This window comes from Aquipseudomonas guryensis (assembly GCF_014164785.1).
Classification (GTDB): domain Bacteria; phylum Pseudomonadota; class Gammaproteobacteria; order Pseudomonadales; family Pseudomonadaceae; genus Aquipseudomonas; species Aquipseudomonas guryensis.
The window spans coordinates 1,215,088-1,240,343 of the sequence record NZ_JACJFN010000001.1 but is presented as its reverse complement, the minus strand read 5'-3'; the positions used below and the strand labels follow the sequence as shown (position 1 = coordinate 1,240,343).

Sequence of the window (25,256 nt, the reverse complement as noted above, 5' to 3'; positions counted from 1 at the left end):
GCTGTGCAAAACCCTCACCACTATATTTCCGAAGACTTTATGAACACCCTGATCATCCACGCCCACCCCGAGCCGCAGTCCTTCTGCAGCGCGATGAAAGACCTCGCCGTCGCCACCCTGCAGCAGGCCGGGCACAGCGTGCAGGTCTCTGACCTCTACGCGATGAACTGGAACCCGGTGGCCAGCGCCACCGACTTCCAGCAGCGCAGCAACCCGGATTACCTGGTCTACGCCCTGGAACAGCGCGAGGCGCTGAAGACTGGCAGCCTGGCGCCAGACATCGCCGGCGAGCTGGACAAGCTGCTCTGGGCCGACCTGCTGATCCTCAACTTCCCACTGTTCTGGTGCTCGGTGCCGGCGATGCTCAAGGGCTGGATCGACCGCGTGCTGGTATCCGGAATCTGTTACGGCGGCCTGCGCTTCTACGACCGCGGCGGCCTGGCCGGCAAGCGCGCGCTGCTCAGCTTCAGCCTCGGCGGCCAGGCGCATATGTTCGCCGACGAAGACGCCGTGCATGGCGACCTGGAACCCATGCTGCGCCCATTGCAGCGCGGCACCCTGGCCTACACCGGGCTCAGCGTGCTGCCACCCTTCGCCGCCTATCACGTGCCTTATGTCAGCGCAGACAGCCGCGAGGAAATCCTCGAACAGTACCGCGACTACCTGCGGCGCCTGGACACAGTCGAGCCGCTGGCATTCCCGTCGCTAGCCGACTTCGACCGTCAGCTGCAGCCGTTGAACAATAGAGAGCGGGTACCGGCATGAAGACCTGGATCTGCATCATCTGCGGCCTGATCTACGACGAAGCCAGCGGCTGGCCCAACGACGGCATCCCCGCCGGCACGCCCTGGGCCGAAGTGCCGGACGACTGGCTATGCCCCGACTGCGGGGTGAGCAAGGCCGACTTCGTCATGCAGGAACTCTGAACAAAAGGCCCGACGGCCCGCATGGACGCCCGCGCGACGGATGCGTATGATTGCGCCCCGCAACGCACCAGTAGCTCAGCTGGATAGAGTACTGCCCTCCGAAGGCAGGGGTCGTGGGTTCGAATCCCGCCTGGTGCGCCAGACTGCAATAAAACGAAGGCCCCGTGGCGCAAGCCCGGGGCCTTCGGCGTTTCTGCGGTGGCGCTTGGCCTATTGCCCGGCGCCGTTGCGCTTGCCGCCTGCCTTGGCCGCCTGCTGGGCCTGGAAGGCCTGCAACTGGTTGGGCAGCTCCGCCAGGACGGCCTGTACCAGGCTGTGCAGGTAGGCCTCGGCCTGGGCTTGATCCCAGTGCTCCTTGCGTTGCTGCTCGCGCTCGATGGCGGCGCGGCCGAGCAGGCGCAGGTCGAGACGACAGGTACCGGCAATGGCGCCCTGGACATCGCGCAGCAGGCCTTCGCAGCTGCGCCAGCCGGTTTCCAGGCGCTCCGGCAGATAGACCTGCGCGCTAAGCGAGTTGCCCGCGCCATCCTGGCAGGTCAGCGTCAGTTTTTCCGCCAGTTCGCCGCGGCTCGCCAGTGGGCAATAGAGCACCTGGTCGACGTGTCGGGTAAAGGCACTGGAGGGTCGCTGGCCGCACTCTTCCAGCTGGTAGTGCTGCTCGCCGAGGCTCAGGTTGAAAGGGCCTGGGCTGTCGGCGAAGGCCTGGCCGTTGAGCAGGCTGACCCCGAACAGCGTGACTGCCAGGGTGTCGCCTGTGGCGTCGCCGGGTTCGCGCCAGCCCAGGGCCAACTGGGCCAGTAGCGATTCGCCGAGATTGCCCAGCAGTTGCTCGGTGAGCAGGTTGAGTTGCCAGTTGAACGAGCTGCCCGCGGCGCTGGCGCGCAGGGCCGGACCGGGTGGTTGGGCAAGCAGGCTGAAGAACGCACTGGTGGCGCTGTGGATATCCAGTGCTGGCGTGCTGCGCAGCAGGGCTGCCTGGGGCTGGTTGCGCGCCTGCTGCAGAGCGGTGGGCAGCAGTTGGCTGTGCAGACTCAGAGCCAGGTGTTCGAGGATGGGCGCAAGGCTGGCCTGGGACAAGCTGGCGATATCGCTGTGCAACTCATCGTAGAGGCGCTGCGCGAGCGCGAAGAAGCCGGGGGCGATCTCGGCGTGGGCGCTGATATCGGGTATTTCCGCACTGACGGCCAGATAGGTGCCGTTGCCGCCGACCAGGTAGCCGGCCATTTCCGCGCCAGGTTCCAGCAGCAGGTCGTAGAGGCGCTCGTCGGCGTTGCCGCTGCCGGGCAGACAGTGCACCTGGGTGACCGGATAAGGCTGCGCGCTGTGGTTGGCGATACGCAGCAGCGTGCTGCCGCTGCTCAGCGGAGCGATACCCAGTACGGCTAGGCCAGGAATGCGCGCACTCAGTTGCAGCGGGTCGATACTGACCAGGGTGGGCTGATCCGCCTGGGGAAAGCGCAGGAACGGATGGGTGGCAGTCATCTGAATGGGCAGCTCGTCGATGCGGTACAGCGCGCGCCCGGCGCGAAACGGCTGGGCGACCAAGGCCAGGCGACGTGGTCCGGCGGTGGTGGCCAACTGGTCGCCGGGGCGCAGGGTTTCGATCGCGCGTTCACTGCCGTCGGCCAACAGCACACCGGTGCCGGCGGCGAAGCAACAGCCGCCACCGCCGGAATCCCGATAGCCGTTGCCGGGCTGACCATTGGCGGTGAACTCGTAGGAGTTCTCCTCGTTCATGCACGAAGGCATGTACGAGCCGGGGTAGGCCGTACAGACCTGTGCCAGGATGCCGCCCCGTGCAGCGCCGGCGATGTCGTTCCAGTCGAGTCGGCGGCGGTTCGGGTCACCGGTGGACATCCAGGTGTTGTAAGCGAGCCAGGTGACCCCATCGACGTTGCCGGGCAGCACGACCTGCAGCGCGGCCAGGTTGCTTTTCACCACGCCGATGAGGCTGCTGATGGTGGCGGTCGCGCAGCCAAGTACGCTGAGCTTGACCCAGTGGTGCCACATCAGCCAGTCGAAGTTGGGCAGGCCAGCCTGGCTGTGATACTGCACGGCCAGGGCGTTGAGGTAGTTGCTGCTCTGCAGTTGCGCAGTGTAGGTAGCCAGCGCCTGGGCCTTGTCCGGGCAGTCGTTGTAAGCCTGGGTGAACGCGGGGTAACCCTGTTGTAGGGCCACGCCATAGAGCGGCATGGCGCTGTTGGTGATCTGCCCGTTGCAGGCGTTTACCGCGTTGTCGATATCCCCGGACTTGAGCTGTTGGCGCAGACCCGAGGTGATGTTGTACATCGCCTGGCACAAGGCGGCGACGGCGAAACCGGACCAGAAATCATCGTTCAGGCCGGTACTGCCGGTGACGTTGCCGGTGTAGGCGGCCGGCGTGTAGCCGGGAAAGAAAATGTCGAGAAAGCTTGGCCCGGAAGATTGGGGCCACGGCTGGGTGTGTTTGCCCGGCGTGGCCCCTTGCAGACGACTGAGCAGGGCCGCCTTGGCCAGGATCCCGACCGGGTTTGCGCCGATATCGGGCAGGGCGGTGAACATCGCTTCTACAGGATCATTGGACATGGTGGCGACCCCCCTGGTCAGGCTACGGCGAATTGCAGGTCATCATCGGCCCGCAGGTGTGGGTAAACCGGCTGGACGTAGACCTGCACCCGGATCGAGAAACTGCACTCGGCCTTGCCGTAGTCATTGGAGACGCTGAGCGTGTAGCTCTTCGCCGCCATACTGCTGGGCGTCACGCCAGTTTTCTGCGAGATGGCACCAGTGGCCAAGTCGAACTGCAGGAAGCTCGGCAGCGCCGGGTCGATTTTCCAGGTACGCGGCGCGCTGCCGGGCTGCCCCAGGTACGGGGTGTTGCGCTGGTCGCGGTTGTAGTCCCACAGGTTGAAGTTGCCCATCGCCAACAGATTGGGCGCCATGGTGGTGAGGGCCACCGTCCAGGCCGTACCGCTGCCGCCGGCGGACACCGTTTTGCCGTCGCTGTTGAGATAGAGCTTCTTGCCCTGGTCGTTCCAGTAGCAGTTGTAGAAGCGGAACTGCGCCGCCACCAGCGCGCCCTGGCTGTCGAACTGCGGGCTGCCGACATACTCGCTGGCCCACAATTGCTGACTGGTTTTCTTCGCATCGCTGATTGGCGGCACGGCGCTGAGCAGCTGGTTGTCGTCCAGGGTGATGCTCACCAGCTTCTGCCGCGGCGTGTTGTTGACCGTCTCGCCGCCCTCTGCCAGCAGGGTAGAGAGGGTGGCGCGGCCGAGGGCATCGGAACCGAGGAAGAAGTCGGTGCTGAAGTCCAGCTTCTGCGCGCCGATGGTCAGCGAGCCATCGTTATTGAAGGTCAGGGTCTGCTGGTAGCTGGCGTTGTACTGCAGGGCGATGCCGACCAGCTTCGGCGAGGTCTGATTGGTGGTGCTGCCGGTGATGTTGAGGGCATCGATGGAAGCTTTGTCTTCCATGTAGAAACCGGCTTTCTTAGCCTGGTCTTCGGCGAACTTCTGGATCGGCGATTTCTGCGGACGAAAGGCCAGCACCAGCAGGATGATCGCCCCGGCAATCGCCGCAAAGGCCGCCAGCACCGCCACCCCGGAGGCGATGGAGGCCACCGCCAGGCCGCCGATGGCCTCGATGCCGAAGGCACCCAAGCCCCACTCGCCGAGGATGGCGATCAGCTCCAGCGAGGCCGAGGCCAGCAATAGCGCGTTGCCGGCGGTTTCCAGATCGGACTCCGAGTTGGCGATGGCGATGGCGCTGAGGACGATGTTGGCCACTGCGAACAGCGCGCCGAGACGGGTGGCGATGAACTCGTCGAGGTTGCGGCCGAAGATCTTCGCCACGACGCCCAGGTCTTCTTCCGCGCCAGCGACGAGCAGCTTGGCCTCCAGCGAAGCATCGCGCACCAGCCAGCGCGAAAAGCCGTTGCTGCCACGGGTGTTGGCCAGCTCCAGCACATCGTTGCTCCAGACGCTCTTGAAGAACGAGCCCCAGGTATTTTCCGTGCGGAAGATGGTGGTGTAGGCGGTGCCCTTGCGCAGCACGGTGCCGAGCAGTTGGGCGAACACCTGCGTGCCGCCGATGATCACCTGGGCCTGTTGCGCCGCGTCGAGTTTCTTCCAGTCCATCACGCCGAAGACGAAGGCGGCGATCCCCACGGAAGCGGCGGCCAGGGTGATGGCCTTGGCCAGGCCGAGGGAGATCTTGCTGCTGATGGGCCAGGAGGCGGCGAACTTGCCGGCCAGCTGTTCCCACTCGTAGATGCCGGCGAAGGTGGCGGACAGGCTGGCGAAGGTGTCGAGCACCTCGCGCACCTGCCCCTGCGCCTGGGCTTCGCGAAGCTCCTCGATCATCTTCTGGATCTGTGGATCGGTGGAGCTGCCGTACTGCTTGATGAACGCGCTGATGATCTGGTTGACGGAGTACTCGTATTCGTCGAGGTTGCCGCTGAAGTCGATCAGCGTCGGCAGGATATTGCCGATCTGGAAGGTCTGGATCACCTGGGTGTACTGGTTGCAGAAGAACCCGCTGGGATCGAGCACGTTGAGCACGGCCAGGTTGGTCTGCACGCGCTGGGCGAAGGCCGAGCCATCCAGGCCGGTGTTGCTGTTCATCGAGATCATGCGCAGGTAGTTGAGGGCCGACGGCTGGGTCGAGTAGCGGAACATCAGGTAGGCCCAGTACAGGCTCTGTTTGCCCTTGGTGGCCGCCTCGGTGACCATCTTCACCAGGTCGTCGATCTGCTCCTGGCTACCGGTGACGGTGGCACGAATCTGCGCGATCCAGCCGGTCAGGTCCTGGTCGATCAGCGGCACGTACTGGCCGTTGTTGTTGATCTGATCCTGGGTGAACAGCGCGGTATCGGGGAACTGCATCAGCCAACGGTTGGCGTACAGCTGCGGTGCCTGGGCCTGGTACACCTGATCCGCAGCGACCTGCTGGGACAGCCATTTGCCGGCGCGGTCGCCGTTCAGGTAGGGCGCGCCTGGGTCGTCGGTATGTGCCAGGGCGCTGCTCAGGTAGGCCACGCTGAGGCTCTTGTACCAGTCCTGGGGCAGTTGCCCGTCGGCGCCCTTGATCGCGGCGATATTCTTCAGCGCGGAGGAGAGTACCGGCGGGTTGGGCGAGATAAATTCGCTGCGCAGCTCCGGGTCCATGTAGTACTGCAGGATCAGGTAGAAGTCCTGCATCGAGTTGTCGCGCACCACCTCGCTCCAGACCTTCTTCGGCACGCCGTGGTCGTCGACCGTGGTCTGCTGGAACGGCGACATGCCGAGCAGGGTGTGGATGTTCAGCGCAGTGTCGCCCAGCAGCTGGCTGTGCAGGGCGCTGCGGGTGGTGCTGATGGTCTGGCGCAGGCTGGCCTGCGGCGCGCTGAGGTTGTCGGCCAGGCGAATCAGCGAGGCCGCGCAGTGGCGCTTGCCGACCCCGCCGTGGCTGCCGTTGAGAATCTGCTCGCCGTTGCCGGAGAACTCCAGGTGACCATCGCTGCTCAGGCCGCTGGCTTGTGCCTGGGCGCCGCTGAGGCCCTGCCAGCTAAGGCGATTGCCCTGGACTTTGGAGCCGGCAACGGGCTCACCATCGATCACCAACTGGCCGTTGCGCACCAGCACCAGGCCGCGGTGTTGGCCGCTGTGGTGGTCGATCAGGCCGTAGAACCCGGCGATGGCCGGGTTGTCGACCACCCCGCGCACGGCGTAGGGCACGCCGAGAATGGTGTTTTCCCCGATCAGATAGGCGCCCTCGAAGCTGCTGGCGAAGCCGTCAAAGGTGAAGGCCATCTGGTAGGGGAACACGCTTTTCACCGGGCTGCTGCCACGGTCGTCGGCGTCCGGGGTGACGCCCTGGTTGGCGCTGAAGATCAGGCGGAATTCCGGGGTCAGCAGCAGGGTGAAGTCGTAGTCCGGTTGCGGCGCCCAGTCGGTATGGGTCTGCAGGTCGGAGAACTCCACCAGCACGTTCGGGTCGGGCTGGCCGATGAACGGGCCGTTGTCGGTAAGGCCGTAGGTGAAGCGCAGGGCACTGTCGATCCAGGTCGCGTTCTTCCAATCCGTGGAGTTCACGTCCCAGTTCAGCTTCGGCCCGCTGGCATCGCCGGACACGTACTGGCCGGCGTTGGCCGATACGGCGCAGGTGTAGGACACCGGCTTGAGGTCGATTTCCACGGAGAAATGCGCGTCGCCGCGGTTGATGTAGCCATAGCCCTTGCTGTCGTCCGGCAGCAGCTCGATGCGCCCGGAGATGGCCTCGGCACCACTGCCCTGATGCCAGCTCAGCACATGGTTGTGCGGGTCCCAGGTCGAGGCCTGGCGCGCGATCGGCTGGTCGCCGAGCAGCAGGTGATCCTGGCTGCGATCCTGGGGCGCGGGGGTGAGCAGCGTCAGCAGCTCGAAGTCCAGCGCACTGCTGCCGACGAAATTGTTCAGCAACTTGATCGAATAGGTGCGGGCAAACTGGTGACGCGCGGCGAGCAGCGCACTGAAATGGCTGTGCTGTGGATTGATGGCCCTGCGGGTGCGCAGTTGCAGACGGGCCAGCTCGCTTTTGTTGATCCCTTTCATTGCATAACCTCCTAGCAGATGTGTGGGCGCCCAGCGCAGATAGCCAACTGGGCGCATGCAGCTCTGGCAGTGACCAGGGCGCAAACCAGACAAGGAGGTGCACAACGGCGACCCGCGATGACACGCAGGCTCAGTGACAGATGCAACGGCAGATGAAGGGGCAGATCGAACCTAGACAGGTAATGCGGAAATATGGCGTCCTTTCACCCAGCAAACTCCTTGTACCCCGACCCTGGCATCCCGTGGCGGCTGCCGCTTGAGTCGAGTGAGCGACTGCCAGTCCCCTGGAGCGCCGTAGTACATCGGTTTAGTTGAAAGAAGCGCAGCGTCAAGCCTGCTGCGCTGCAGACGGATATACCCGGATAAGCGCCTTGTATTTTCAGCCAGCCGCTCTGCAACGGGCATTGCAGCTCTGCCAAAACGTGCTGCGGCACCAGCCTCAAGCGCCCCCTGAACAGCGGCCTGGCGGCTGCAGGTGGCGACCCGCCTGGCCTGCAAGCCCACCCCTGAATCGCTAGACGGATTGACGATAACGCCAAGCTTGTTAGAAGCGTTTGGTTTCGCCCCTAGGCCATCCAGCCCAGCGCCTTGGCCCGCGCCACCGCCTGGGTGCGGCGCTCGACACCAAGTTTGACGTTGATCCGCCGCGCATGGGTTTTCACCGTGTGCAGGGAGATGTACAGCTGCTCGGCGATCTGCTGGTTGGAGCAGCCCTGAGCGATCAGGCCGAGCACCGCTTCCTCGCGTTTGCTGAGCAGGGATTCGCTGGTTTCCACTGCCCGCGCAGACGCCTGCGTGCCCTCGGGGTGCAGCCTGGCCTGCCAGTGCGGCTCGGCCAGCACCGGCAGGTTACGCAGCAACCAGACCGTTTGCCGGACATGCAAGGCCTGCAGCGGGCGCAGCAACTGCTGGCGCTCGACATCCTGCAGGGCGGACTGGGCTTCGAGCTGGGCGGCCGCGTCCTGCCCGGCCTGGAGCAGGGCTTCGACCAGGCTGCAGCGGCATTCGCAAACCAGGCTGCGATGGCCCTGCTGCTGGCTGTCCTGGAGCAGACTGCGCAAGGCGGCGATGGCCTCCAGCGGCCGGCCCAGCGCCAGCTCGGCCTGGGCCAGGGCCAGGCGACTGCGCAGCGGCAGGTCGTAAAAGCCGGAAGGTGCCAGCAGATCGTCGGCCTGCAGGCGTTGCTGGACCTGCAGGAAGTGCTCACGGGCCTGCTCGGCATCGCTCTGCAACAGGCTCAACTGCCCCGCCACCATCTGCAGCACGCCGCGATAGCGTACCGCCGGCACATGCTGCCACTGCATCTGCCGCTCGGCCTTGCGCAGCAGTTGCTGCGCGCGGATGAAGTCACCCCGCTCGGCGGCCAGCAGAGCCAGGCCCTGGTAGGCAAACAGGACATAGGCGTCGGTGCAGTCCTCGGCTTCGCGCAGGCCGGCGGCATAGGCGGCCTCGGCCTGCTGGCGGGCGCCCTGGCCGGCCAGCAGGCTGCCGCGCAGCAACAGCAGGCGCGCCAGCACCGGGCCCTGCAAGCCCGCCTGCTGCAGGTGCTGCAGCGATTGCTCGACCTGTTCGCTGGCGCGCTCGCCCTCGCCGAGCAGGCCCAGCAGATGGATGCGGTCGACGCTGAGCAGCGCTTCGAACAGCACGCTGCCCTGCTCGCGGGCCAGGCGCAGGCCTTCCTGGCTGTACTGCTGGGCCGCTGGCAGATCGTTCTCGGCCATGGCCTGCTGGGACAGCGCCTGGTAGCACAGCACATGCTGCGACCAGGCCGTCGGCGCCAATACCGCCAACGCCTGCAGGCAATGTTCACGGGCGCTGCGCAGGCCGCGTTGGCGTTGCAGCACGCCCTGGATGGCCTGGTACTGGGCCAGCCACTGCTGCTGGCGATGAGCATCGGGCTGCGGCAGGAAGCGCGCCAGCTGGGCCAGGCAGCCATCTACCTCGTCGAGGCGGGCACAGATGATCAGGGCCCAGGCCTGCAGGGTGATCAGGCGTGGCGTGCTGGCAAACAGGCTGGCCGGCAGCTCGTCGCGCCAGTGCAGGAACTGGGCGACGCTCTGGCCGATCAGCAGTTGCTCCTGGCCGTATTGCTGGAGGAAGTTGGCCGCCACCTCGGGCTGTTCGGCCCACAGCGCATGTTCCACCGCTGCACGCACATCGCCACGGGCGGCAAACCACTGGCAGGCCCGTACATGCGCCTGCAGCGGCACCGGGCTATGGCGCCGGAGCATGGCCGCCAGCGGCCGCCACAGGCGAAACCACTCGCCGCAGCTGTCCAGGCCGTGGAGGAACAACTGGCGCTGGTGCAGCTCGGCGAGCAGCCCGGCGGCGTCCTCACCGTCAAGCAGGTGCGCGCAAAGTTCGGCGGAAAAACGCGGGATATGCGCCAGCACCAGCAACGCACGCTTGAGTGCCTCGGGCAGGCCGTTGAGCACTTCGCGCTCGATGTATTCCTGCAGCAACGCGCTACCCGCAGCGAGGCGCTCGGGCAGGTTCTGCGCCGTGCCCTGGATCAGCAGCAGGCAGACACCGGCCAGCCAGCCTTCGCTGTTGTGCAGCAGTTGTTGGCTGAGTTCGCCGGGCAGCGCCAGCTGGCGTTGCTGCAGCAGGCCGTGCAGCTCCTCTTCGCGCAGCGCCAGGGCCTGGCCGTCTAGCTCCAGCAGATCGCCCTGCAGCAGCAGACGCGGCAGGTTCCAGGCTGGGCGGCGACGGCCGTTGATCCACCAGCGCAGAGTGTGCGGGGCGCGCTCCAGCAGGCGATCGAGACAGGCGTCCAGCTCGGCACAGGGCTGTCGGGGGTAGTCGTCGAGGACGATCCACAGCGGCTGTTCGACGCGACTGAGCAGGCTGCCCAGCTCGACATCCGCCGCGCCTTCGCCGGGAATTAGGTGCAGGGCGGCAGCCAGGCGGCCGAGCAGTTCAGCAGGGCTCAGGGCATGGCCGAGCAGATCGAGCCAGACCAGGCGCGTGCCGCTGGGCAACTGGCGCACGCATTCGTTGAACAGCACGCTCTTGCCGAAGCCGGCCGGGGCGCACAGCAGGGTCAGCCGGCAATCGCTGGCCAGCAGCGCCTGGGCCAGCCGCGGGCGCGCCAGATGGGCCGCCGGCAGGCGCGGCAGGACGACATCGAGCAGTGCAGGCCGGGGCGCGACATGCAGGGCACGGACCTTGTGGGGCATGGGACTGGCCTCGACTTTCTTATGATTGTTCGGCGGGCTAGGGTCGATCTTAACCAAGATCCATTGGCTCTCGGGACAAGCCGATAAAAAAGGCGACCACAGGGGTCGCCTCAAGAGAGCAACGTGGCGCTGGAACTCAGCGCACGCCGGCGTTGCGCAGGGCGGCCGGGGTGAAGTCGATGGCCGCGGCGGCAGTGCCGTACTGGATCGAGCGTTTCTCTTCGTTGGCCATGCCGATGGCCAGGTAACGGCCGACGATCACGTCATACAGGGCCTCGAAGGCATACACCGGCGCCTGCACCTCGAACTGCTGCATGAGCATGGCCTGGCCGACACGCCACAGCTGGCCGCGTCCGTCGTAGTGCTCGGAGACGGCAATCTGCCAGGTGTCTTCGTCGATGAAGAAGCGGCGCTTGGCGTAGATATTGCGCTCGCCGGCCTTCAGCGTGGCCTCGACTTCCCAGACCCGGTGCAGCTCGTAGCGCGCCAGCTCCTGGTTGGTATGCCCGGCCTGGAGGATGTCGGCGTACTTCACCTCGGGTGAGGCCAGCTTGAAGTTGTTGTAGGGGATGTACAGCTCGCGCTTGCCCACCAGCTTCCAGTCGTAACGGTTGGGGGCACCGTTGTACATGTCGAAGTTGTCCGAGGTGCGCAGGCCGTCGGCGGCGGTACCCGGGCCGTCATAGGCCACCTGCGGGGCACGGCGCACGCGGCGCTGGCCGGCGTTGTAGACCCAGGCCATGCGCGGCTCGCGGATCTGGTCGAGCGAGTCGTGCACCAGCAGCACGTTGCCGGCCAGGCGCGACGGCGCGGTGACGCGCTGCTTGAAGAACAGCAGGGCATTGGCCGCCTTGTCCGGATCGAGGCCGGGCATCATCGTCGGCATCGCCACTTCGTCCTCGAAGTGCACCAGGGTGAAGTCGCCATTGGTCTGCGGAGTGGCCTGGACGATGCTGCGGCGCAGGTTGCCACCGCGGTAGCGGGTGATGTGATTCCACACCACTTCCAGGCCATTCTGCGGAATCGGGAAGGCGTAGTAGCGGCTGTCGGCGAAATTCTTCAGGCCGTTGCCACCCTCCACCAGCTCGGTATTCAGCGCGCTGCGCTTGGCCGCTGCATTCACCTCATCCGGCACGGCGGCCGTGCGATGGGTCGGATAGACCAGCATCTTGTAGCTGTCCGGGTAGCGTTTGAACATCGCCAGCTGACCTTCGCTGAGCTTGCCCTGGTACTGCTCCAGGTTCTGCGCGGTAATGGTGAACAGCGGCTGCTCGCCAGCGAAGGGGTCGCCGAGAAAGCCGCGACCATCCACGGCCGCCGCATTCTTGGCCAGGCCGCCGTTCCACTCGGGAATGCTGCCGTCGGCGTTGCCGGCGCGCTCGGCGCCCAGCGGGGTCAGGCTGCTGCCGAGCTTGGCCGCTTGCTCGGGGGAAACCGCCGCCAGGACGCTGCCCGCCAGCAGGGACAGGGTCAGGGTGGAGATCAGGTGCATGGTTGTTTTCATGATGTGCAGGATCCCGTCTTAGAAGTTCACGCCGAAGCTGAGGGCGAGGAAGTCGCGGTCGGTGGCGACGTTGTAATCACCGTCGAAAAAGTCGGTGTACGACAGACTGGCGCTGTAGGTGTTGCGGTACTCGGCATCCAGGCCGACGCTGACCGCCTTGGCGCCTTCGTTGAACACCGGGCCGTAGCCGTCGACGTCATGCGACCAGGACAGGTTGGGCTTGAGGTTGACCCCGGCGAACACGTTGCTGTAGTCCCAGATCGCCCGGGCGCGATAGCCCCAGGAGTTGTTGGTGTAGAAGCCGTGGGTGCCGTATGCGTCCAGTGCCTCCAGGTTGGAGGCGGCGGTGCCGTGCGGCGAGCCGTAGATCGAGTCGCGGCCATAGGCCACTTCATCGCGGCTCTCCAGGCCACCGATGGCGGTCAGGCCGACTTCACCGACCAGGGTCAGGCGGTCGGCGCCCATCACCTGGTCGAAGAAGTGGGTGAAGCTGGTCTGCAGCTGGGTCACTTCCTTGCGGTTGTAGCCCTTGATGTACTGGTCGCCCTGGGCCATGGCCGCCGCCACCCCGGTCGCGCCACCACCGGCTCCGGCGAATGCGCCGGCCGGTACGGTGGCCAGCTTGCCGGTCATGTCGGTGCCGTTGATGCTCAGCGGCATGTTCGGCCGGTAGCTGATCTCGCCAGCCCAGGCGGTGCCGGTGGGCAAGGTGGTGGAGAAGCTCAAACCGTACAGGCGGATATCTTCCGGGTACTCCAGGAAGTACTCGCCGTTACCCAGCAAAATCGGCTGGGCCAGCGCGCCGCCGGCAACCGAGAACGCGTTAAGGATCTGCGCCGAGCTGGCGGTGGTGAAGCCGGCGCTGGGAGTGCGGCTGTGGTAGTTGAGCGCGTAGGCGCCGTACTCGGTTTCATCGCCCAGCCAGCGCAGGGCCAGGCCCCACTGGCCGGAGTCGCGGGCATCGCGGTCACCGCCGCGCGCTACCAGCAGGCCTTCCGGCTCGACCGTCACGCCCAGGCTGGCGAGGGTCGACTGCAGCCCCAGCAGGGTCGCGACCGAGTCGGCACCGAGGATGTTGTAGTTGTCGGCACAGCCGTCGGCCGCTACGTCACTGGACGAGAAGAAGGTGCCGCAGTTGTCGGCCACCGTCTGGTCCCACTCCAGCTGGTAGAAACCTTCGACGCTGAGCTGGTCGGTCAGGCTCTGCGACAGGTAGAGCATGTTGACCGGGATCAGGCCTTCCTTGATTTCCGCGCCGGGGCGGCGGAAGGCGGCAGCATCGATCGGGTTGATTGAGTTGATGCTGTTGCCGATGAAGGTGCTCTCGCCCCAACTGACCACCTGCTTGCCCACGCGGAAGGTACCCGGCAGCTCGGCCAGGTTGTAGTTGTGGTAGAAGAACGCGTCGAGGATCTGCGCCCCGGACGACTGCGCGCCTTCCTTGCGGTTGTGGTCGTCGATGTCCTTGAACAGGCGCTGCTCGTCCTTCAATTCGAAGTCGTACCAGTACTTGCCACGCACGAATACGCCGCTGTCGCCGTACTGCAGTTCGAGGTCGTGGATGCCCTTGAAGATCTTCGAGAAGGTCTCGCCCTTCTTGAAGTTCAGCCGACCATCGTCGCCGGTCTGGGTGAAGCCGCTGCCGCCGTTGGCGGAACCGATCAGCTTCTGGTCCGGCGAGTCCATCGACCAGCTGGCGCCGACCGAAAGGGCCGAGTCGAACTGGCCTTCGATCTCACCGATGTTGAACGTGACGGCATGTGCCGGGGCAGCGAGGCCCAGGGCGATGGCGACGGCCAAAGTGCGTGGCTGGAAGATTCCGGGCCTTTTTGTTGTTGTCATGCGGCTCTCCGATGTGGGTTGGAACTGCCTGCACGCTACTGATGGGATGACAGTCGGATAAGCGCTCCAAGGTGGGATTCGCACTGTCGCTCGAAAGGATGAATGGCGGCATTTGGCGGGCCCGCCAGCCATCAACACGGCGATGAATAATCGGCCATCAGGCAGGCGCGGCGGGTATGAGTGGTCATCCGCCGCGCGGCACCAACGGGTGCACCAGGACCATGCCCGAGCGCATGCGGTTGCGGCCTTCAGGCTTTTGTGGGCGCGCATTCATTCGCGATCAGGAGCAGCGCTGAGCGGCCTGTTTAGCGCGGATCAATCCGCGTCCACTAAAGCCTGCTCATAAGTGCACTACAGAGGGCATCAACAAGAAAAAGCCCCGCACAAGGCGGGGCTTCGGCAGCGGAAAACGGATCGCCGATCAGGCGATCTTCGGCTGCGCCAGGCTAGTGTCGGCGGCCTGTGCAGGCACCCACTGCTGCAGGCGCAGCAGGCTCTCGCGATAGGGCTTGAGGCTCATCCACAGCAGCACCACCGAGGCCAGCACCGCCAGCGTGGTGACGATCAGCAGCGAGTAGCGCAGCGCCTTGTCATCGGCAAAGACGAAGTCGGTCACCAGCGCCACCGCCGTCGGCCCGATCCCCAGGCCGATCAGGGTGATGACGAACAGGTAGATGGCCGAGGCCTGGCCGCGCATCGAGTTGGGCATGATTTCCTGGATCGCCGCCGGCGCCACGCCAAACGGCATGCTCAGGAAGAATACCGTTGGTGCCAGCAGGATCGAAGCCCACAGCGCATTGCCCATCAGCGGGAACAGCACCACCAGCGGCAGCGCGCCGAGGGCGGCGATCAGGCCGACGCGCATATTGGCGTCGCTGTGCCCGCGCTTGACCAGCCGGTCGGCCAGGCGCCCGCCACAGACGATACCCAGGCAACCGAACACGGCGACGATGCTGCCGTAGACGATGCCCACCTGGCCGGCATCCCAGCCGTAGGTGCGGATGAAGAAACTCGGGATCCAGGCCGCACTGCCGTAACCGGCGAAGGCCAGGCCGGCGAAGCCGAAGTTGTGGCACAGCACGGTGCGCCGGTTGCTGCGGATATAGCGGCCGACCTCGGCCAGCGGCACCGCCACCCCGGCGCCCACGCCACGCCGCACCGGCTCGCGCACGGCGAGCATGAGCAGGGTGAACAGCACACCGGCAGCGCCGAGAATGAGGAAGATCAGCTGCCACGGCCGTACCTCGCCGAGCACCGGTAGCACCAGGTCACCCTGGGCCGAGGCGAACTGGATCACCAGACCGCCGAGCAGGAAGGCGATGCCGGAACCGAGGTAGACGCCCATCGAATAGACGCTGATAGCGGTGGCCCGGCGCTCCGCCGGGAAGCTGTCGGCAATCAGCGAATAGGCCGCCGGCGACAGCGCCGCCTCGCCCACACCAACGCCGATGCGACAGATGAGGAACTGCCAGTACAGCTTGGCCATGCCACAGGCGGCCGTGGCCGCACTCCAGAACAGCACGCCGATGGCGATCAGACCGCGGCGGCTGCGGGTATCGGCCAGGCGCCCGAGGGGGATGCCACAGATGGTGTAGAACAGCGCGAAAGACAGGCCCATCAGCAGGCTCATCTGCGTGTCGCTGATCACCAGGTCACGGCGGATCGGCTCCACCAGCAGGTTGAGAATCTGCCGGTCGATGAAGGACAGCACATAGGCCACCATCAGGATGACCACAGTGGTCCAGGCGGACAAACTGGAGGGGTAGCCATTATTGTTGTTGGGCATTGGCATGCTTCCTCGACGCCACAGCACGGCGCGGATCGGGTTGAGTGTCATGCAGCTTAGGTCGATATAAAGGCGCATGAGTATCGCCCTAAGGTGTTATCAGTGAGTTGAATTGGCGTGATGCCCTCACGCGAATGACGGACTCTGGCACATCGCCAGTAATGGCAAAGCGCTTACAAAATCGAATAAAAAACTCTACTGTGGCGCCTTTCTCCTGGATCAGGCACAAACATGTTGACTCCAGTTGCTACCGATTCGAGCCCAGCACCCAGTCGTGTGCATGACCTGCGCCGGGCCGCGCTGAAGCACAGTGGGCGCCAAGCCAAGCTCGCCGAGCTGGTGGCCGAGGCCATGCAGCAGGAAATTGCCGCCCTCGGCTGGCCGGTCGGCAGCCTGCTGGGTTCCGAGGCCCAGTTGATGGAACGCTACCGGATCAGCCGCGCCACCCTGCGCGAGGCTATCCGCCAGCTGGAGCGCAACGGTGTGGCAAGCATGCGCCGCGGTGCCGGTGGCGGCCTGATCGTCCGCCAGCCCGCCAATGACTCCGCCGCCCTGGCCCTAGCGACCTATCTGGAACTGACCGACGTCAGCTTTGCCGAACTGTTCGAAGCCCGTGAGCTGATCGAATGCCTGATCGTCAGTCAGGCTGCCGAACAAATCAGCGACGCCGACATCGGCCGCGCGCGGCAACTGATCGACCTGCTGCGCGATACGCCGCCGTGCAGCTTCAACGAAGAACTGCAGCTGCACGGCCAGGTACGCGAATTCATCTGCCAGGTGGCCGCCAACCCGGCCATCAGCCTGATCTACGTGGCGCTGTGCTACGTCACCATCAATGGCCGCACGCCGCAACGCGCGCACGTGCGCGCCAGGCTGGAGCAGGTCTTCAGCACGGGCCGCCAGCTCAAGCTGGAGTTGCTCGAATGCATCGTGGCCGGCGATGCCCAGCGCGCCCAGGACAACGTACGCGACTCGCTGCGCCAGCTGCGCGAACTGATCGTCGAGCTTGGCGGCGGCCTGCAGAAGGGGCCGACCTCCGACATGAGCAGCTTGCAGCTGGCGCCGGACTTCGCCATCCGCAAGGTCTACGAGAAAACCGCCCACCGCCTGGCGGTGGTCATCGCCCGCAGCATCGCCAACTCCGGCTTGCGTGCCGGCGCCCGCCTGGGTGCCGAGCCGGATCTGCAGGCTCTCCATCAGGTCAGTCGAGCCGTGCTGCGCGAGGCGGTGCGCACCCTGGAACTGCACGCCATCGTGCGCAGCCGGCGTGGCCAGGGCGGCGGGCTGATCGTGGAAACCCCAGACCCGAGCTACACCATCAAGCTGGCGCTGAATTACCTGCGGCACAACCAGCTGCCGCGGCACTACTTCTACTCGGTGTGGAAAACCCTGCAGCTGGCTGCCGCCGGGCTGACTGCGCAACGTCTGGATAACCAGGGCCGCACGCGCCTGCAAAAACTGCAGGCAGCCATACCTGCAACGCACCTGGCCTCCTCCCGCGAGCTCGACCTGTGCATTGCCGAGCTGAGTGGCAACCGCGCCCTCGCGCTGTTTTCCCATGTGTTCGGCGCCATGGCCGAGCACGACCCACTACCGGCCGCCCTGGCGGACAAGCTGCGCGATAGTCAGACGCAACGCATCCAGGCCCTGCTGGCAGGCGACCCGGGGCTGGCGCGGCGCAGCATGCTGCGCTACTTCCAGCTGCTGGAAGGGGCGTTCGACGCAACCGCACCAGGCGGCTCAGCAGGCTGAGGAACGCCGCTCTCGGACGGCGTTGGGTTACAGCCGCCCGCGGCAGACTTGGAACAGGTTCTTAGACGACACCGGCCGCGCGCAGCTCGGCAATCTGCCCGGCATCCAGCCCGAGCACGCGCTGCAGGATGGCATCGCTGTGCTCACCGAGCAGCGGCGGTGCCAGGCGGTAGTCCACCGGGGTCTGCGATAGGCGCAGCGGGCTGGCCACCTGCGGGGTGACGCTGCCCAGGCTGTTGGGCAGCTCCACGCGCAGGCCGCGGGCCTGCACCTGGGGGTCGGCGAATACCTGGGCCAGGTCGTTGATCGGCCCGCAGGGCACACCGGCCTCTTCCAGCAATGCCACCCACTCGGCGGTGGTGCGGAACACGGTGGCCTGGCGCAGCAGGGGGATCAGCTCGGCGCGGTTGGCCACACGCGCCTTGTTGGTAGAAAAGCGCGAGTCGCCGGCCAAAGCCGGAAGGCCGGCGACCTCGCAAAACTTGCGGAACTGCCCGTCGTTACCCACAGCAAGAATGAAATCGCCGTCGGCGGTGGGGAAGTCCTGGTAAGGCACGATGTTCGGGTGGGCGTTGCCCAGGCGCTTGGGCGACTGGCCGGTGGCCAGGTAGTTCATCGCCTGGTTGGCCAGGCAGGCCACCTGCACATCGAGCAAGGCCACGTCGATGTACTGGCCTTGGCCGGTCTGCTCGCGGGCGTTCAGCGCGGCCAGCACGCCGACCGTGGCGTACAGCCCGGTGAGGATATCGGTGAGAGCGACGCCGACCTTCATGGGGCCGGCGCCGTCCTCGCCATCGGGCTTGCCGGTCAGGCTCATCAGCCCGCCGAGCCCCTGGATCATGAAGTCATAACCTGCCCGCTTGGCGTAGGGCCCGTTCTGCCCGAAACCAGTGATGGAGCAGTAGATCAGTCGCGGGTTGACCGCTTTCAGCGATTCATAGTCGAGGCCATAGGCTGCCAGGCCACCGACCTTGAAGTTCTCCAAAACCACATCGCACTGCGCTGCCAGTTCACGTACCAGCCGCTGGCCCTCGGGCTGGGTAAAGTCGAGGGTCAGTGATTGCTTGTTGCGGTTGGCACACTGGAAGTAGGCCGCCTCGCGGCTGTCATTGCCGGCGGCGTCCTTGATGTAGGGCGGGCCCCAGTGACGGGTGTCGTCGCCCGTACCCGGGCGCTCGACCTTGATCACCTCGGCACCGAGATCGGCCAGCGTCTGCCCGGCCCAGGGCCCGGCGAGCACGCGGGAGAGATCGAGAACACGGATATGGGAAAGTGCACCGGGCATGGAGAAGCCTCTGAGACTGCGGTACAAGAAGCTTTTATAGGAGCCAGCTTGCTGGCGATCCGAGTCGCCGCCGATCGCCAGCAAGCTGGCTCCTACAGGTTCAGGTTCAGAAGAACGCCTGCAGACCGGTCTGTGCGCGGCCCAAAATCAGCGCATGCACGTCGTGGGTGCCTTCGTAGGTGTTGACCACTTCCAGGTTGACCAGGTGGCGGGCCACCCCGTACTCGTCGCTGATGCCGTTGCCGCCGAGCATGTCGCGGGCCATGCGCGCAATTTCCAGAGACTTGCCGCAGCTGTTGCGCTTCATGATCGAGGTGATTTCCACCGCGGCGGTGCCTTCGTCCTTCATCCGCCCGAGGCGCAGGCAACCTTGCAGGGCCAGGGTGATTTCGGTCTGCATGTCGGCCAGCTTCTTCTGGATCAGCTGGTTCTGCGCCAACGGCCGGCCGAACTGCTTGCGGTCCAGGGTGTACTGGCGAGCGGTGTGCCAGCAGTCTTCGGCGGCGCCCAGGGCGCCCCAGCTGATGCCGTAGCGGGCAGAGTTGAGGCAGGTGAACGGACCTTTCAGGCCACGCACGTCGGGGAAAGCGTTTTCTTCCGGGCAGAACACGTTGTCCATGACGATTTCGCCGGTGATCGAGGCGCGCAGGCCGACCTTGCCGTGGATCGCCGGGGCGCTGAGGCCCTGCCAGCCTTTTTCCAGGACGAAGCCGCGGATCTCGCCGGCGTCATCCTTGGCCCAGACCACGAACACGTCGGCGATCGGGCTGTTGGTGATCCACATCTTGGCGCCGGTCAGGCGATAGCCGCCGTCGACCTTCTTGGCCCGAGTGATCATCGAGCCCGGGTCGGAGCCGTGGTCCGGCTCGGTCAGGCCGAAGCAGCCGATGTATTCGCCGCTGGCCAGCTTGGGCAGGTATTTCTGCTTGGTGGCTTCATTGCCGAACTCGTTGATCGGCACCATCACCAGCGACGACTGCACGCTCATCATCGAGCGGTAACCGGAGTCGATACGCTCCACTTCACGGGCGATCAGGCCGTAGCACACATAGTTGAGGCCGCTGCCGCCGTAGATTTCCGGGATGGTTGCACCGAGCAGGCCGGTTTCGCCCATCTCGCGGAAGATCTTCGGGTCGGTCTGTTCGTTGCGGAAGGCCAGCTGTACGCGTGGCTTCAACTTGTCGGCGGCGAACTGCTGGGCGCTGTCGCGCACCATGCGCTCTTCTTCAGTCAGTTGCTGATCGAGCAGCAGCGGGTCGATCCAGTTGAAGGTTGCCTTGCTGGCCATGGGGCGAATCCTCGAAACGTTGGCAGTAGAGGGCCGCCACCTGCGCAGGGACGGCCAGTCGATGGAGCAAGACTAGGCCCGTAGACGGCACGGGGCAAACGAGGATTTTGCATGGTGTTGTGCAATAAGCTCACTCCGAGATAGCCTGAGCAGGCAATTCAAGCTCATGACTGTGAGGCTATCGCATAAATGCGCCGCAAGATCCCCAGCACCACTGCCCTGGTGGCCTTCGAGTCGGCCGCTCGCCAGCAGAGCTTCACCAAGGCCGCCGAGGAACTGTCGCTGACCCAGGGTGCGATCTGCCGGCAGATCGCCGGGCTCGAGGAGTTTCTCGGCATCGAGCTGTTCCGCCGCTCGCGCCGTGGCGTGCAGCTGACCGAGGCCGGCCTGGCCTACAGCCGTAAGGTCGCCGCCCAGCTGGATGCGGTGGAGCGCGACACCCTGGCTGCCATGGGCCAGCAGGGCGCCATGAGCATCGAGCTGGCGGTGGTGCCGACCTTCGCCACCCAATGGCTGGTGCCGCGCCTGAAGGACTTCCAGCAGCTGCATCCGGAAGTCACCGTGCACCTGACCAACCGCACCCGGCCCTTCCTGTTCGCCGACACCGCCTTCGACGCCGCGATCTATTTCGGCGATGCCGACTGGTCCGGCACCGAGGCGCACTACCTGATGCCCGAGTACCCGCTACCGGTATGCAGCCCCGAGCTGCTGGCCGGTCGCACGCAGTTCAGCGCCGAGGAACTGGCGGCGCTGCCGCTGCTGCAACAGACCACCCGCCCCTACGCCTGGCGTCAGTGGTTCAATGCTCAGGGCCTGAATGTGCCGCGCGACATGAGCGGCCCGCGCTACGAGCTGTTCTCCATGCTGGCCCAGGCAGCCATCCACGGCATGGGCGTGGCGCTGATCCCGCCGTTCCTGATCCAGCGCGAGCTGGCCGAAGGCCGCCTGGTCGCCGCTCACCCGCAGGCTTTTCACAGTGATGAGCGTGCCTATTACCTGATCATTCCCGAGCGCAAGCTGGAATCGGCCGCTCTGCGCGCCTTTCGCGACTGGTTGTTGCAGGCGGCCGCTGACTACCAGCAGGAAAATCGCCTGTAACCCTTGCCGTGCGCGGCCTGTGCCCATGTAGCACGGCGCCGCTGACACTACATCGGCGCAACCCGGTAAAACCGCTGAAAGCCCCGCCACAGCTGGCGCGAACAGGATTTCGCACAATCCGTTCGATACATTTCACACCACATTGAAATCGACGAACGGTTATTCAGCTGGCGAATGCCAAAACACCCCTGCAAGCACCGCCAGTAGAGGGCTAGACCAGCAACAGCGCGGCCTCTAGCCGGTATAAAAGACAACAACAGTACCTATAACTTGTAGTAATCGAATTTCAAAACTCCATAAATTCTTGAAGGCCTCGCCGTTCACCTGCAAAATGCCGCGCCCCGCCATTATCCGAGCGGGTTTGTGCTGATCCGCCCTCACCCGCGTGCCACCCGTAGTGCGCTGGTTCATCAAAACGATCACGCAGGAGAATTGAAGTGCACATCGGTGTTCCTCTCGAAACCCACGCCGGCGAGACGCGCGTTGCCGCAACTCCCGAAACCATCAAGAAGCTGATCGGCCAAGGCCATCAGGTGACTGTACAGAGCGGCGCTGGCGTAAATGCCAGCCTGCCCGATCACGTCTATGAAGTGGTCGGCGCCAACATTGGCGATGCCGCCACTGTGTTCGGTGCAGACCTGGTGCTCAAGGTCGTGGCCCCGAGCGACGCCGAACTGGCGCTGATGAAGTCCGGTGCGGTGCTGGTTGGCATGCTCAACCCGTTCTGCAACGAAACCATCGCGCGCATGGCTGCCCGTGGCATCACCGCCTTCGCCCTGGAGGCCGCGCCGCGTACCTCCCGCGCGCAGAGCCTGGACGTGCTGAGCTCGCAGGCCAACATCGCCGGCTACAAGGCCGTGATGCTGGCCGCCAACCACTACCCGCGTTTCATGCCGATGCTGATGACTGCGGCCGGTACCGTGAAGGCCGCTCGCGTGCTGATCCTCGGTGCCGGTGTGGCCGGTCTGCAGGCCATCGCCACGGCCAAGCGCCTGGGTGCGGTGATCGAGGCCTCGGACGTGCGTCCGGCGGTGAAGGAGCAGATCGAGTCGCTCGGCGCCAAGTTCGTCGACGTACCGTTCGAGACCGATGAAGAGCGCGAATGTGCACAAGGCGTGGGCGGCTATGCCCGTCCGATGCCGGCTTCGTGGATGCAGCGCCAGGCTGGCGCCGTGCACGAGCGTGCCAAGCAGGCCGACATCGTCATCACCACCGCACTGATTCCGGGCCGCAAGGCGCCGACCCTGCTGCATGCTGCCACGGTAGAAGAAATGAAGCCGGGCTCGGTGATCATCGACCTGGCTGCTGCTCAGGGCGGCAACTGCCCGCTGACCGAAGTCGATCAGGTCGTGGTCAAGCATGGCGTGACCATCGTCGGCCACAGCAACCTGGCCGCACTGGTGCCAGCAGACGCTTCCGCCCTGTACGCACGTAACCTGCTGGACTTCCTCAAGCTGGTCATCGACGGCGAAGGCAAGTTCCACCTCAACCTCGAAGACGACATTGTCGCCGCGTGCCTGATGTGCCGCGACGGACAAGCCGTCCGTACCAACGGCTAAGGGGAGACGCAGTAATGGATCTGATTTCCGACGGTATCTACAACCTGATCATCTTCGCGCTGGCCATCTATGTCGGCTACCACGTGGTCTGGAACGTCACCCCGGCCCTGCATACCCCGCTGATGGCGGTGACCAACGCGATTTCCGCGATCGTCATCGTCGGCGCCATGCTGGCCGCCGCCCTCACCGTGACCCCGCTGGGCAAGGCCATGGGCACCCTGGCTGTAGCCCTGGCTGCGGTCAACGTGTTCGGTGGCTTCCTGGTCACCCGGCGCATGCTGGAAATGTTCAAGAAGAAGGCGCCGAAAGCGCCGGTGGAGAAGCACTGATCATGAGCATGAACCTCATCACCATTCTCTATCTGATCGCTTCGATCTGCTTCATCCAGGCACTGAAAGGCCTGTCGCACCCGACCACGTCGCGCCGCGGCAACGCCTTCGGCATGATCGGCATGGCCATCGCCGTGCTGACCACCCTGGCCCTGGTGCAACTCAAGGTCGAGCAGTTCGCCAAAGACGGCGTGAGTGTCAGCATCGTTGAAGGCCTGGGCTTCGTCCTCGCCGGCCTGGTCCTCGGCGGCGGCGCCGGCGCGATCATGGCCAAGCGCGTAGAAATGACCAAGATGCCGGAACTGGTTGCCTTCATGCACAGCATGATCGGCCTGGCGGCGGTGTTCATTGCCATCGCAGCCGTGGTCGAGCCGCAGTCCCTGGGCATCGTCGAATCGCTGGGCGACGCCATTCCGGCGGCCAACCGTATCGAACTGTTCCTCGGTGCAGCCATCGGTGCCATCACCTTCTCCGGTTCGGTGATCGCCTTCGGCAAGCTCTCGGGCAAGTACAAGTTCCGCCTGTTCCAGGGCGCACCTGTGCAGTTCAAGGGCCAGCACCTGTTCAACCTGGTGGTTGGCCTGGCCATCATCGGCCTGGGCGTGTACTACACCTTCACCGGTGACGTGACCGCCTTCGCCGTACTGGTGGCCCTGGCCTTCATCATCGGCGTGCTGATCATCATCCCGATCGGCGGTGCCGACATGCCGGTCGTGGTGTCGATGCTCAACTCCTACTCGGGCTGGGCAGCTGCCGGTATCGGCTTCTCGCTGAACAACTCGATGCTGATCGTTGCCGGTTCGCTGGTGGGTTCGTCCGGCGCCATCCTCTCGTACATCATGTGCAAGGCGATGAACCGTTCGTTCTTCAACGTCATCCTCGGTGGTTTCGGTGGTGCGACTGAAGCAGCCGGCCCGGCTGGCGCTCAGGAAGCCCGTCCGGTGAAGTCCGGTTCGTCCGACGACGCCGCCTTCCTGCTGACCAACGCCGACACCGTGATCATCGTTCCGGGCTACGGCCTGGCGGTAGCCCGTGCCCAGCACGCGCTTATGGAGCTGGCCGAGAAGCTGACCCACCGCGGCGTGACAGTGAAGTACGCAATCCACCCGGTTGCCGGTCGTATGCCTGGCCACATGAACGTTCTGCTGGCCGAGGCCGAAGTGCCTTACGAGCAGGTGTTCGAGATGGAAGACATCAACTCCGAGTTCGGCCAGGCCGACGTGGTGCTGGTGCTGGGCGCCAACGACGTGGTCAACCCGGCCGCGAAGAACGACCCGAAGTCACCGATCGCCGGCATGCCGATCCTCGAGGCCTACAAAGCCAAGACCGTGATCGTCAACAAGCGCTCGATGGCCAGCGGCTACGCCGGCCTGGACAACGAACTGTTCTACCTGGACAAGACCATGATGGTCTTCGGCGACGCCAAGAAAGTCATCGAAGACATGGTCAAGGCGGTCGATTAAGACGCTTTGCTCCAGACACAAAAAACCCGGCCATGTGCCGGGTTTTTTGTAAATGCCTGAATCAGCTCTTCAGACCGTGCCGAGTAATGTGCTCGATGTTCTTGTTGTTTCTTGCCTGCCATGCAAGAAACTCTGCATTGAACGCAGCAAGATCTGGAGCTTCCCCCTTAAAGGCAACAGCAACAATCGTGCGAGGGAAATCCTCCGGGCCGTCGAAGCCAACAAAGCTGCTGTTGAAGTTCTTGAGCAGGGATCTGAAACCCTCTGGGGTGAAGCGCCAATAATCGTTCGGATAGCCATGAATCGGGAAGTTCATCACCGAGCTCATGATCAGCACGCCATTGGGCTGCAACACCCGGTGCAGTTCGTCGATTGCTTGTCGCGGATATTCGACATGCTCCATGGTATCCATGCAGATAGCAGTTCCCACAGATGCATCAGGCAAATCCAGGTGATGCAGATTGAGCACCATGTCGACGCCAGCCCCCGGACGCATATCGCAGCCTACATAAGTCTGGCCTGGGAATAGCGGGCGAAGGTCTTCAAGCTCGCTATCGCCATGAACCTGCAAAGCGCCGAACTCGAAGACCGGCGTTTCAAGACGGATAGTTTTAGTGGATAGCTCGATAAAGCGTCTTAAGTGATTACGCATTTCTGATGCCCGACTGTTGGCGATTGATCCCACGACCACGCT

The 25,256-nt window shown here is 64.7% G+C and carries 16 protein-coding genes and 1 tRNA gene; 8 read left to right on the top strand and 9 right to left on the bottom strand.

Going from position 1 to position 25,256, the window contains the following annotated elements:
• Positions 1 to 39: 39 nt before the first annotated feature.
• The 3 genes from H3H45_RS05650 to H3H45_RS05640 all read left to right on the top strand — a co-directional run bounded on the left by H3H45_RS05650 (position 40) and on the right by H3H45_RS05640 (position 1,067).
• Positions 40 to 765, top strand: a complete 726-nt coding sequence (locus tag H3H45_RS05650; RefSeq protein WP_182832732.1) for an NAD(P)H-dependent oxidoreductase — start codon at positions 40 to 42, stop codon at positions 763 to 765.
• A complete protein-coding gene (locus H3H45_RS05645; RefSeq protein WP_173210493.1) occupies positions 762 to 926 on the top strand; it encodes a rubredoxin in 165 nt (54 codons plus the stop codon). Before H3H45_RS05650 ends, H3H45_RS05645 begins: the two co-directional genes overlap by 4 nt.
• A gap of 64 nt (positions 927 to 990) precedes the next feature.
• Positions 991 to 1,067: transfer RNA gene (locus H3H45_RS05640), tRNA-Arg, on the top strand.
• Positions 1,068 to 1,136: 69 nt separating this feature from the next.
• Here the strand turns inward: H3H45_RS05640 and H3H45_RS05635 are convergent.
• From H3H45_RS05635 to H3H45_RS05610, 6 genes are all read right to left on the bottom strand, one after another.
• On the bottom strand, positions 1,137 to 3,491 hold the full coding sequence (locus H3H45_RS05635) for a Hint domain-containing protein (RefSeq protein ID WP_182832731.1): 2,355 nt from the start codon (positions 3,489 to 3,491) through the stop codon (positions 1,137 to 1,139).
• A gap of 17 nt (positions 3,492 to 3,508) precedes the next feature.
• A complete protein-coding gene (locus tag H3H45_RS05630; RefSeq protein WP_182832730.1) occupies positions 3,509 to 7,477 on the bottom strand; it encodes a hypothetical protein in 3,969 nt (1,322 codons plus the stop codon).
• A gap of 566 nt (positions 7,478 to 8,043) precedes the next feature.
• A complete protein-coding gene (locus tag H3H45_RS05625) occupies positions 8,044 to 10,656 on the bottom strand; it encodes a LuxR C-terminal-related transcriptional regulator (protein WP_182832729.1) in 2,613 nt (870 codons plus the stop codon).
• Positions 10,657 to 10,792: 136 nt separating this feature from the next.
• Positions 10,793 to 12,160 (bottom strand): DUF1329 domain-containing protein, encoded by a 1,368-nt coding sequence (locus H3H45_RS05620; protein ID WP_182832728.1) that lies wholly within the window; start codon positions 12,158 to 12,160, stop codon positions 10,793 to 10,795.
• Between the two features lie 18 nt (positions 12,161 to 12,178).
• The gene (locus tag H3H45_RS05615) at positions 12,179 to 14,002 is read right to left on the bottom strand and encodes a DUF1302 domain-containing protein (protein ID WP_182832727.1); all 1,824 of its coding nucleotides are present in this window, start codon (positions 14,000 to 14,002) and stop codon (positions 12,179 to 12,181) included.
• 421 nt (positions 14,003 to 14,423) lie between these two features.
• Positions 14,424 to 15,788, bottom strand: a complete 1,365-nt coding sequence (locus tag H3H45_RS05610) for a spinster family MFS transporter (RefSeq protein WP_182832726.1) — start codon at positions 15,786 to 15,788, stop codon at positions 14,424 to 14,426.
• A gap of 231 nt (positions 15,789 to 16,019) precedes the next feature.
• On the opposite strand from H3H45_RS05610, the gene H3H45_RS05605 reads away from it, so the two are divergent.
• Complete coding sequence (locus H3H45_RS05605; RefSeq protein WP_182832725.1) at positions 16,020 to 17,540, top strand: FadR/GntR family transcriptional regulator; 1,521 nt, start codon at positions 16,020 to 16,022, stop codon at positions 17,538 to 17,540.
• A 61-nt stretch (positions 17,541 to 17,601) separates the two neighbouring features.
• Here the strand turns inward: H3H45_RS05605 and H3H45_RS05600 are convergent, their stop codons facing one another.
• Positions 17,602 to 18,825 carry a CaiB/BaiF CoA transferase family protein gene (locus H3H45_RS05600; protein WP_182832724.1) on the bottom strand — a complete coding sequence of 408 codons (1,224 nt, stop codon included), beginning with the start codon at positions 18,823 to 18,825 and terminating at the stop codon, positions 17,602 to 17,604.
• Positions 18,826 to 18,931: 106 nt separating this feature from the next.
• Positions 18,932 to 20,113, bottom strand: coding sequence for an acyl-CoA dehydrogenase (locus H3H45_RS05595; protein ID WP_182832723.1), 1,182 nt, complete (start codon positions 20,111 to 20,113; stop codon positions 18,932 to 18,934).
• Between the two features lie 189 nt (positions 20,114 to 20,302).
• Between H3H45_RS05595 and H3H45_RS05590 the strand changes: the two genes are divergently transcribed.
• The 4 genes from H3H45_RS05590 (at position 20,303) to H3H45_RS05575 (ending at position 24,562) form a co-directional block, all read left to right on the top strand.
• Positions 20,303 to 21,211: a LysR family transcriptional regulator gene (locus tag H3H45_RS05590; protein ID WP_182832722.1), complete on the top strand. Its 909-nt coding sequence runs from the start codon at positions 20,303 to 20,305 to the stop codon at positions 21,209 to 21,211.
• A 437-nt stretch (positions 21,212 to 21,648) separates the two neighbouring features.
• On the top strand, positions 21,649 to 22,770 hold the full coding sequence (locus H3H45_RS05585) for a Re/Si-specific NAD(P)(+) transhydrogenase subunit alpha (protein WP_182832721.1): 1,122 nt from the start codon (positions 21,649 to 21,651) through the stop codon (positions 22,768 to 22,770).
• A 14-nt stretch (positions 22,771 to 22,784) separates the two neighbouring features.
• Positions 22,785 to 23,099, top strand: a complete 315-nt coding sequence (locus tag H3H45_RS05580; protein WP_182832720.1) for an NAD(P) transhydrogenase subunit alpha — start codon at positions 22,785 to 22,787, stop codon at positions 23,097 to 23,099.
• Positions 23,100 to 23,101: 2 nt separating this feature from the next.
• The gene (locus H3H45_RS05575) at positions 23,102 to 24,562 is read left to right on the top strand and encodes an NAD(P)(+) transhydrogenase (Re/Si-specific) subunit beta (RefSeq protein ID WP_182832719.1); all 1,461 of its coding nucleotides are present in this window, start codon (positions 23,102 to 23,104) and stop codon (positions 24,560 to 24,562) included.
• 61 nt (positions 24,563 to 24,623) lie between these two features.
• Here H3H45_RS05575 and H3H45_RS05570 read toward each other — a convergent pair whose 3' ends face one another.
• Positions 24,624 to 25,214: a methyltransferase domain-containing protein gene (locus H3H45_RS05570; RefSeq protein WP_182832718.1), complete on the bottom strand. Its 591-nt coding sequence runs from the start codon at positions 25,212 to 25,214 to the stop codon at positions 24,624 to 24,626.
• Positions 25,215 to 25,256 lie beyond the last annotated feature (42 nt).

What these genes read in the sequence shown, in the direction of transcription:
- H3H45_RS05650 (WP_182832732.1), top strand. Translation starts at nt 40, where the DNA reads ATGAACACCCTGATCATCCACGCCCACCCCGAGCCGCAGTCCTTCTGC.
- H3H45_RS05645 (WP_173210493.1), top strand. Translation starts at nt 762, where the DNA reads ATGAAGACCTGGATCTGCATCATCTGCGGCCTGATCTACGACGAAGCC.
- H3H45_RS05635 (WP_182832731.1), bottom strand. Translation starts at nt 3,491, where the DNA reads ATGTCCAATGATCCTGTAGAAGCGATGTTCACCGCCCTGCCCGATATC.
- H3H45_RS05630 (WP_182832730.1), bottom strand. Translation starts at nt 7,477, where the DNA reads ATGAAAGGGATCAACAAAAGCGAGCTGGCCCGTCTGCAACTGCGCACC.
- H3H45_RS05625 (WP_182832729.1), bottom strand. Translation starts at nt 10,656, where the DNA reads ATGCCCCACAAGGTCCGTGCCCTGCATGTCGCGCCCCGGCCTGCACTG.
- H3H45_RS05620 (WP_182832728.1), bottom strand. Translation starts at nt 12,160, where the DNA reads ATGAAAACAACCATGCACCTGATCTCCACCCTGACCCTGTCCCTGCTG.
- H3H45_RS05615 (WP_182832727.1), bottom strand. Translation starts at nt 14,002, where the DNA reads ATGACAACAACAAAAAGGCCCGGAATCTTCCAGCCACGCACTTTGGCC.
- H3H45_RS05610 (WP_182832726.1), bottom strand. Translation starts at nt 15,788, where the DNA reads ATGCCCAACAACAATAATGGCTACCCCTCCAGTTTGTCCGCCTGGACC.
- H3H45_RS05605 (WP_182832725.1), top strand. Translation starts at nt 16,020, where the DNA reads ATGTTGACTCCAGTTGCTACCGATTCGAGCCCAGCACCCAGTCGTGTG.
- H3H45_RS05600 (WP_182832724.1), bottom strand. Translation starts at nt 18,825, where the DNA reads ATGCCCGGTGCACTTTCCCATATCCGTGTTCTCGATCTCTCCCGCGTG.
- H3H45_RS05595 (WP_182832723.1), bottom strand. Translation starts at nt 20,113, where the DNA reads ATGGCCAGCAAGGCAACCTTCAACTGGATCGACCCGCTGCTGCTCGAT.
- H3H45_RS05590 (WP_182832722.1), top strand. Translation starts at nt 20,303, where the DNA reads ATGCGCCGCAAGATCCCCAGCACCACTGCCCTGGTGGCCTTCGAGTCG.
- H3H45_RS05580 (WP_182832720.1), top strand. Translation starts at nt 22,785, where the DNA reads ATGGATCTGATTTCCGACGGTATCTACAACCTGATCATCTTCGCGCTG.
- H3H45_RS05575 (WP_182832719.1), top strand. Translation starts at nt 23,102, where the DNA reads ATGAGCATGAACCTCATCACCATTCTCTATCTGATCGCTTCGATCTGC.
- H3H45_RS05570 (WP_182832718.1), bottom strand. Translation starts at nt 25,214, where the DNA reads ATGCGTAATCACTTAAGACGCTTTATCGAGCTATCCACTAAAACTATC.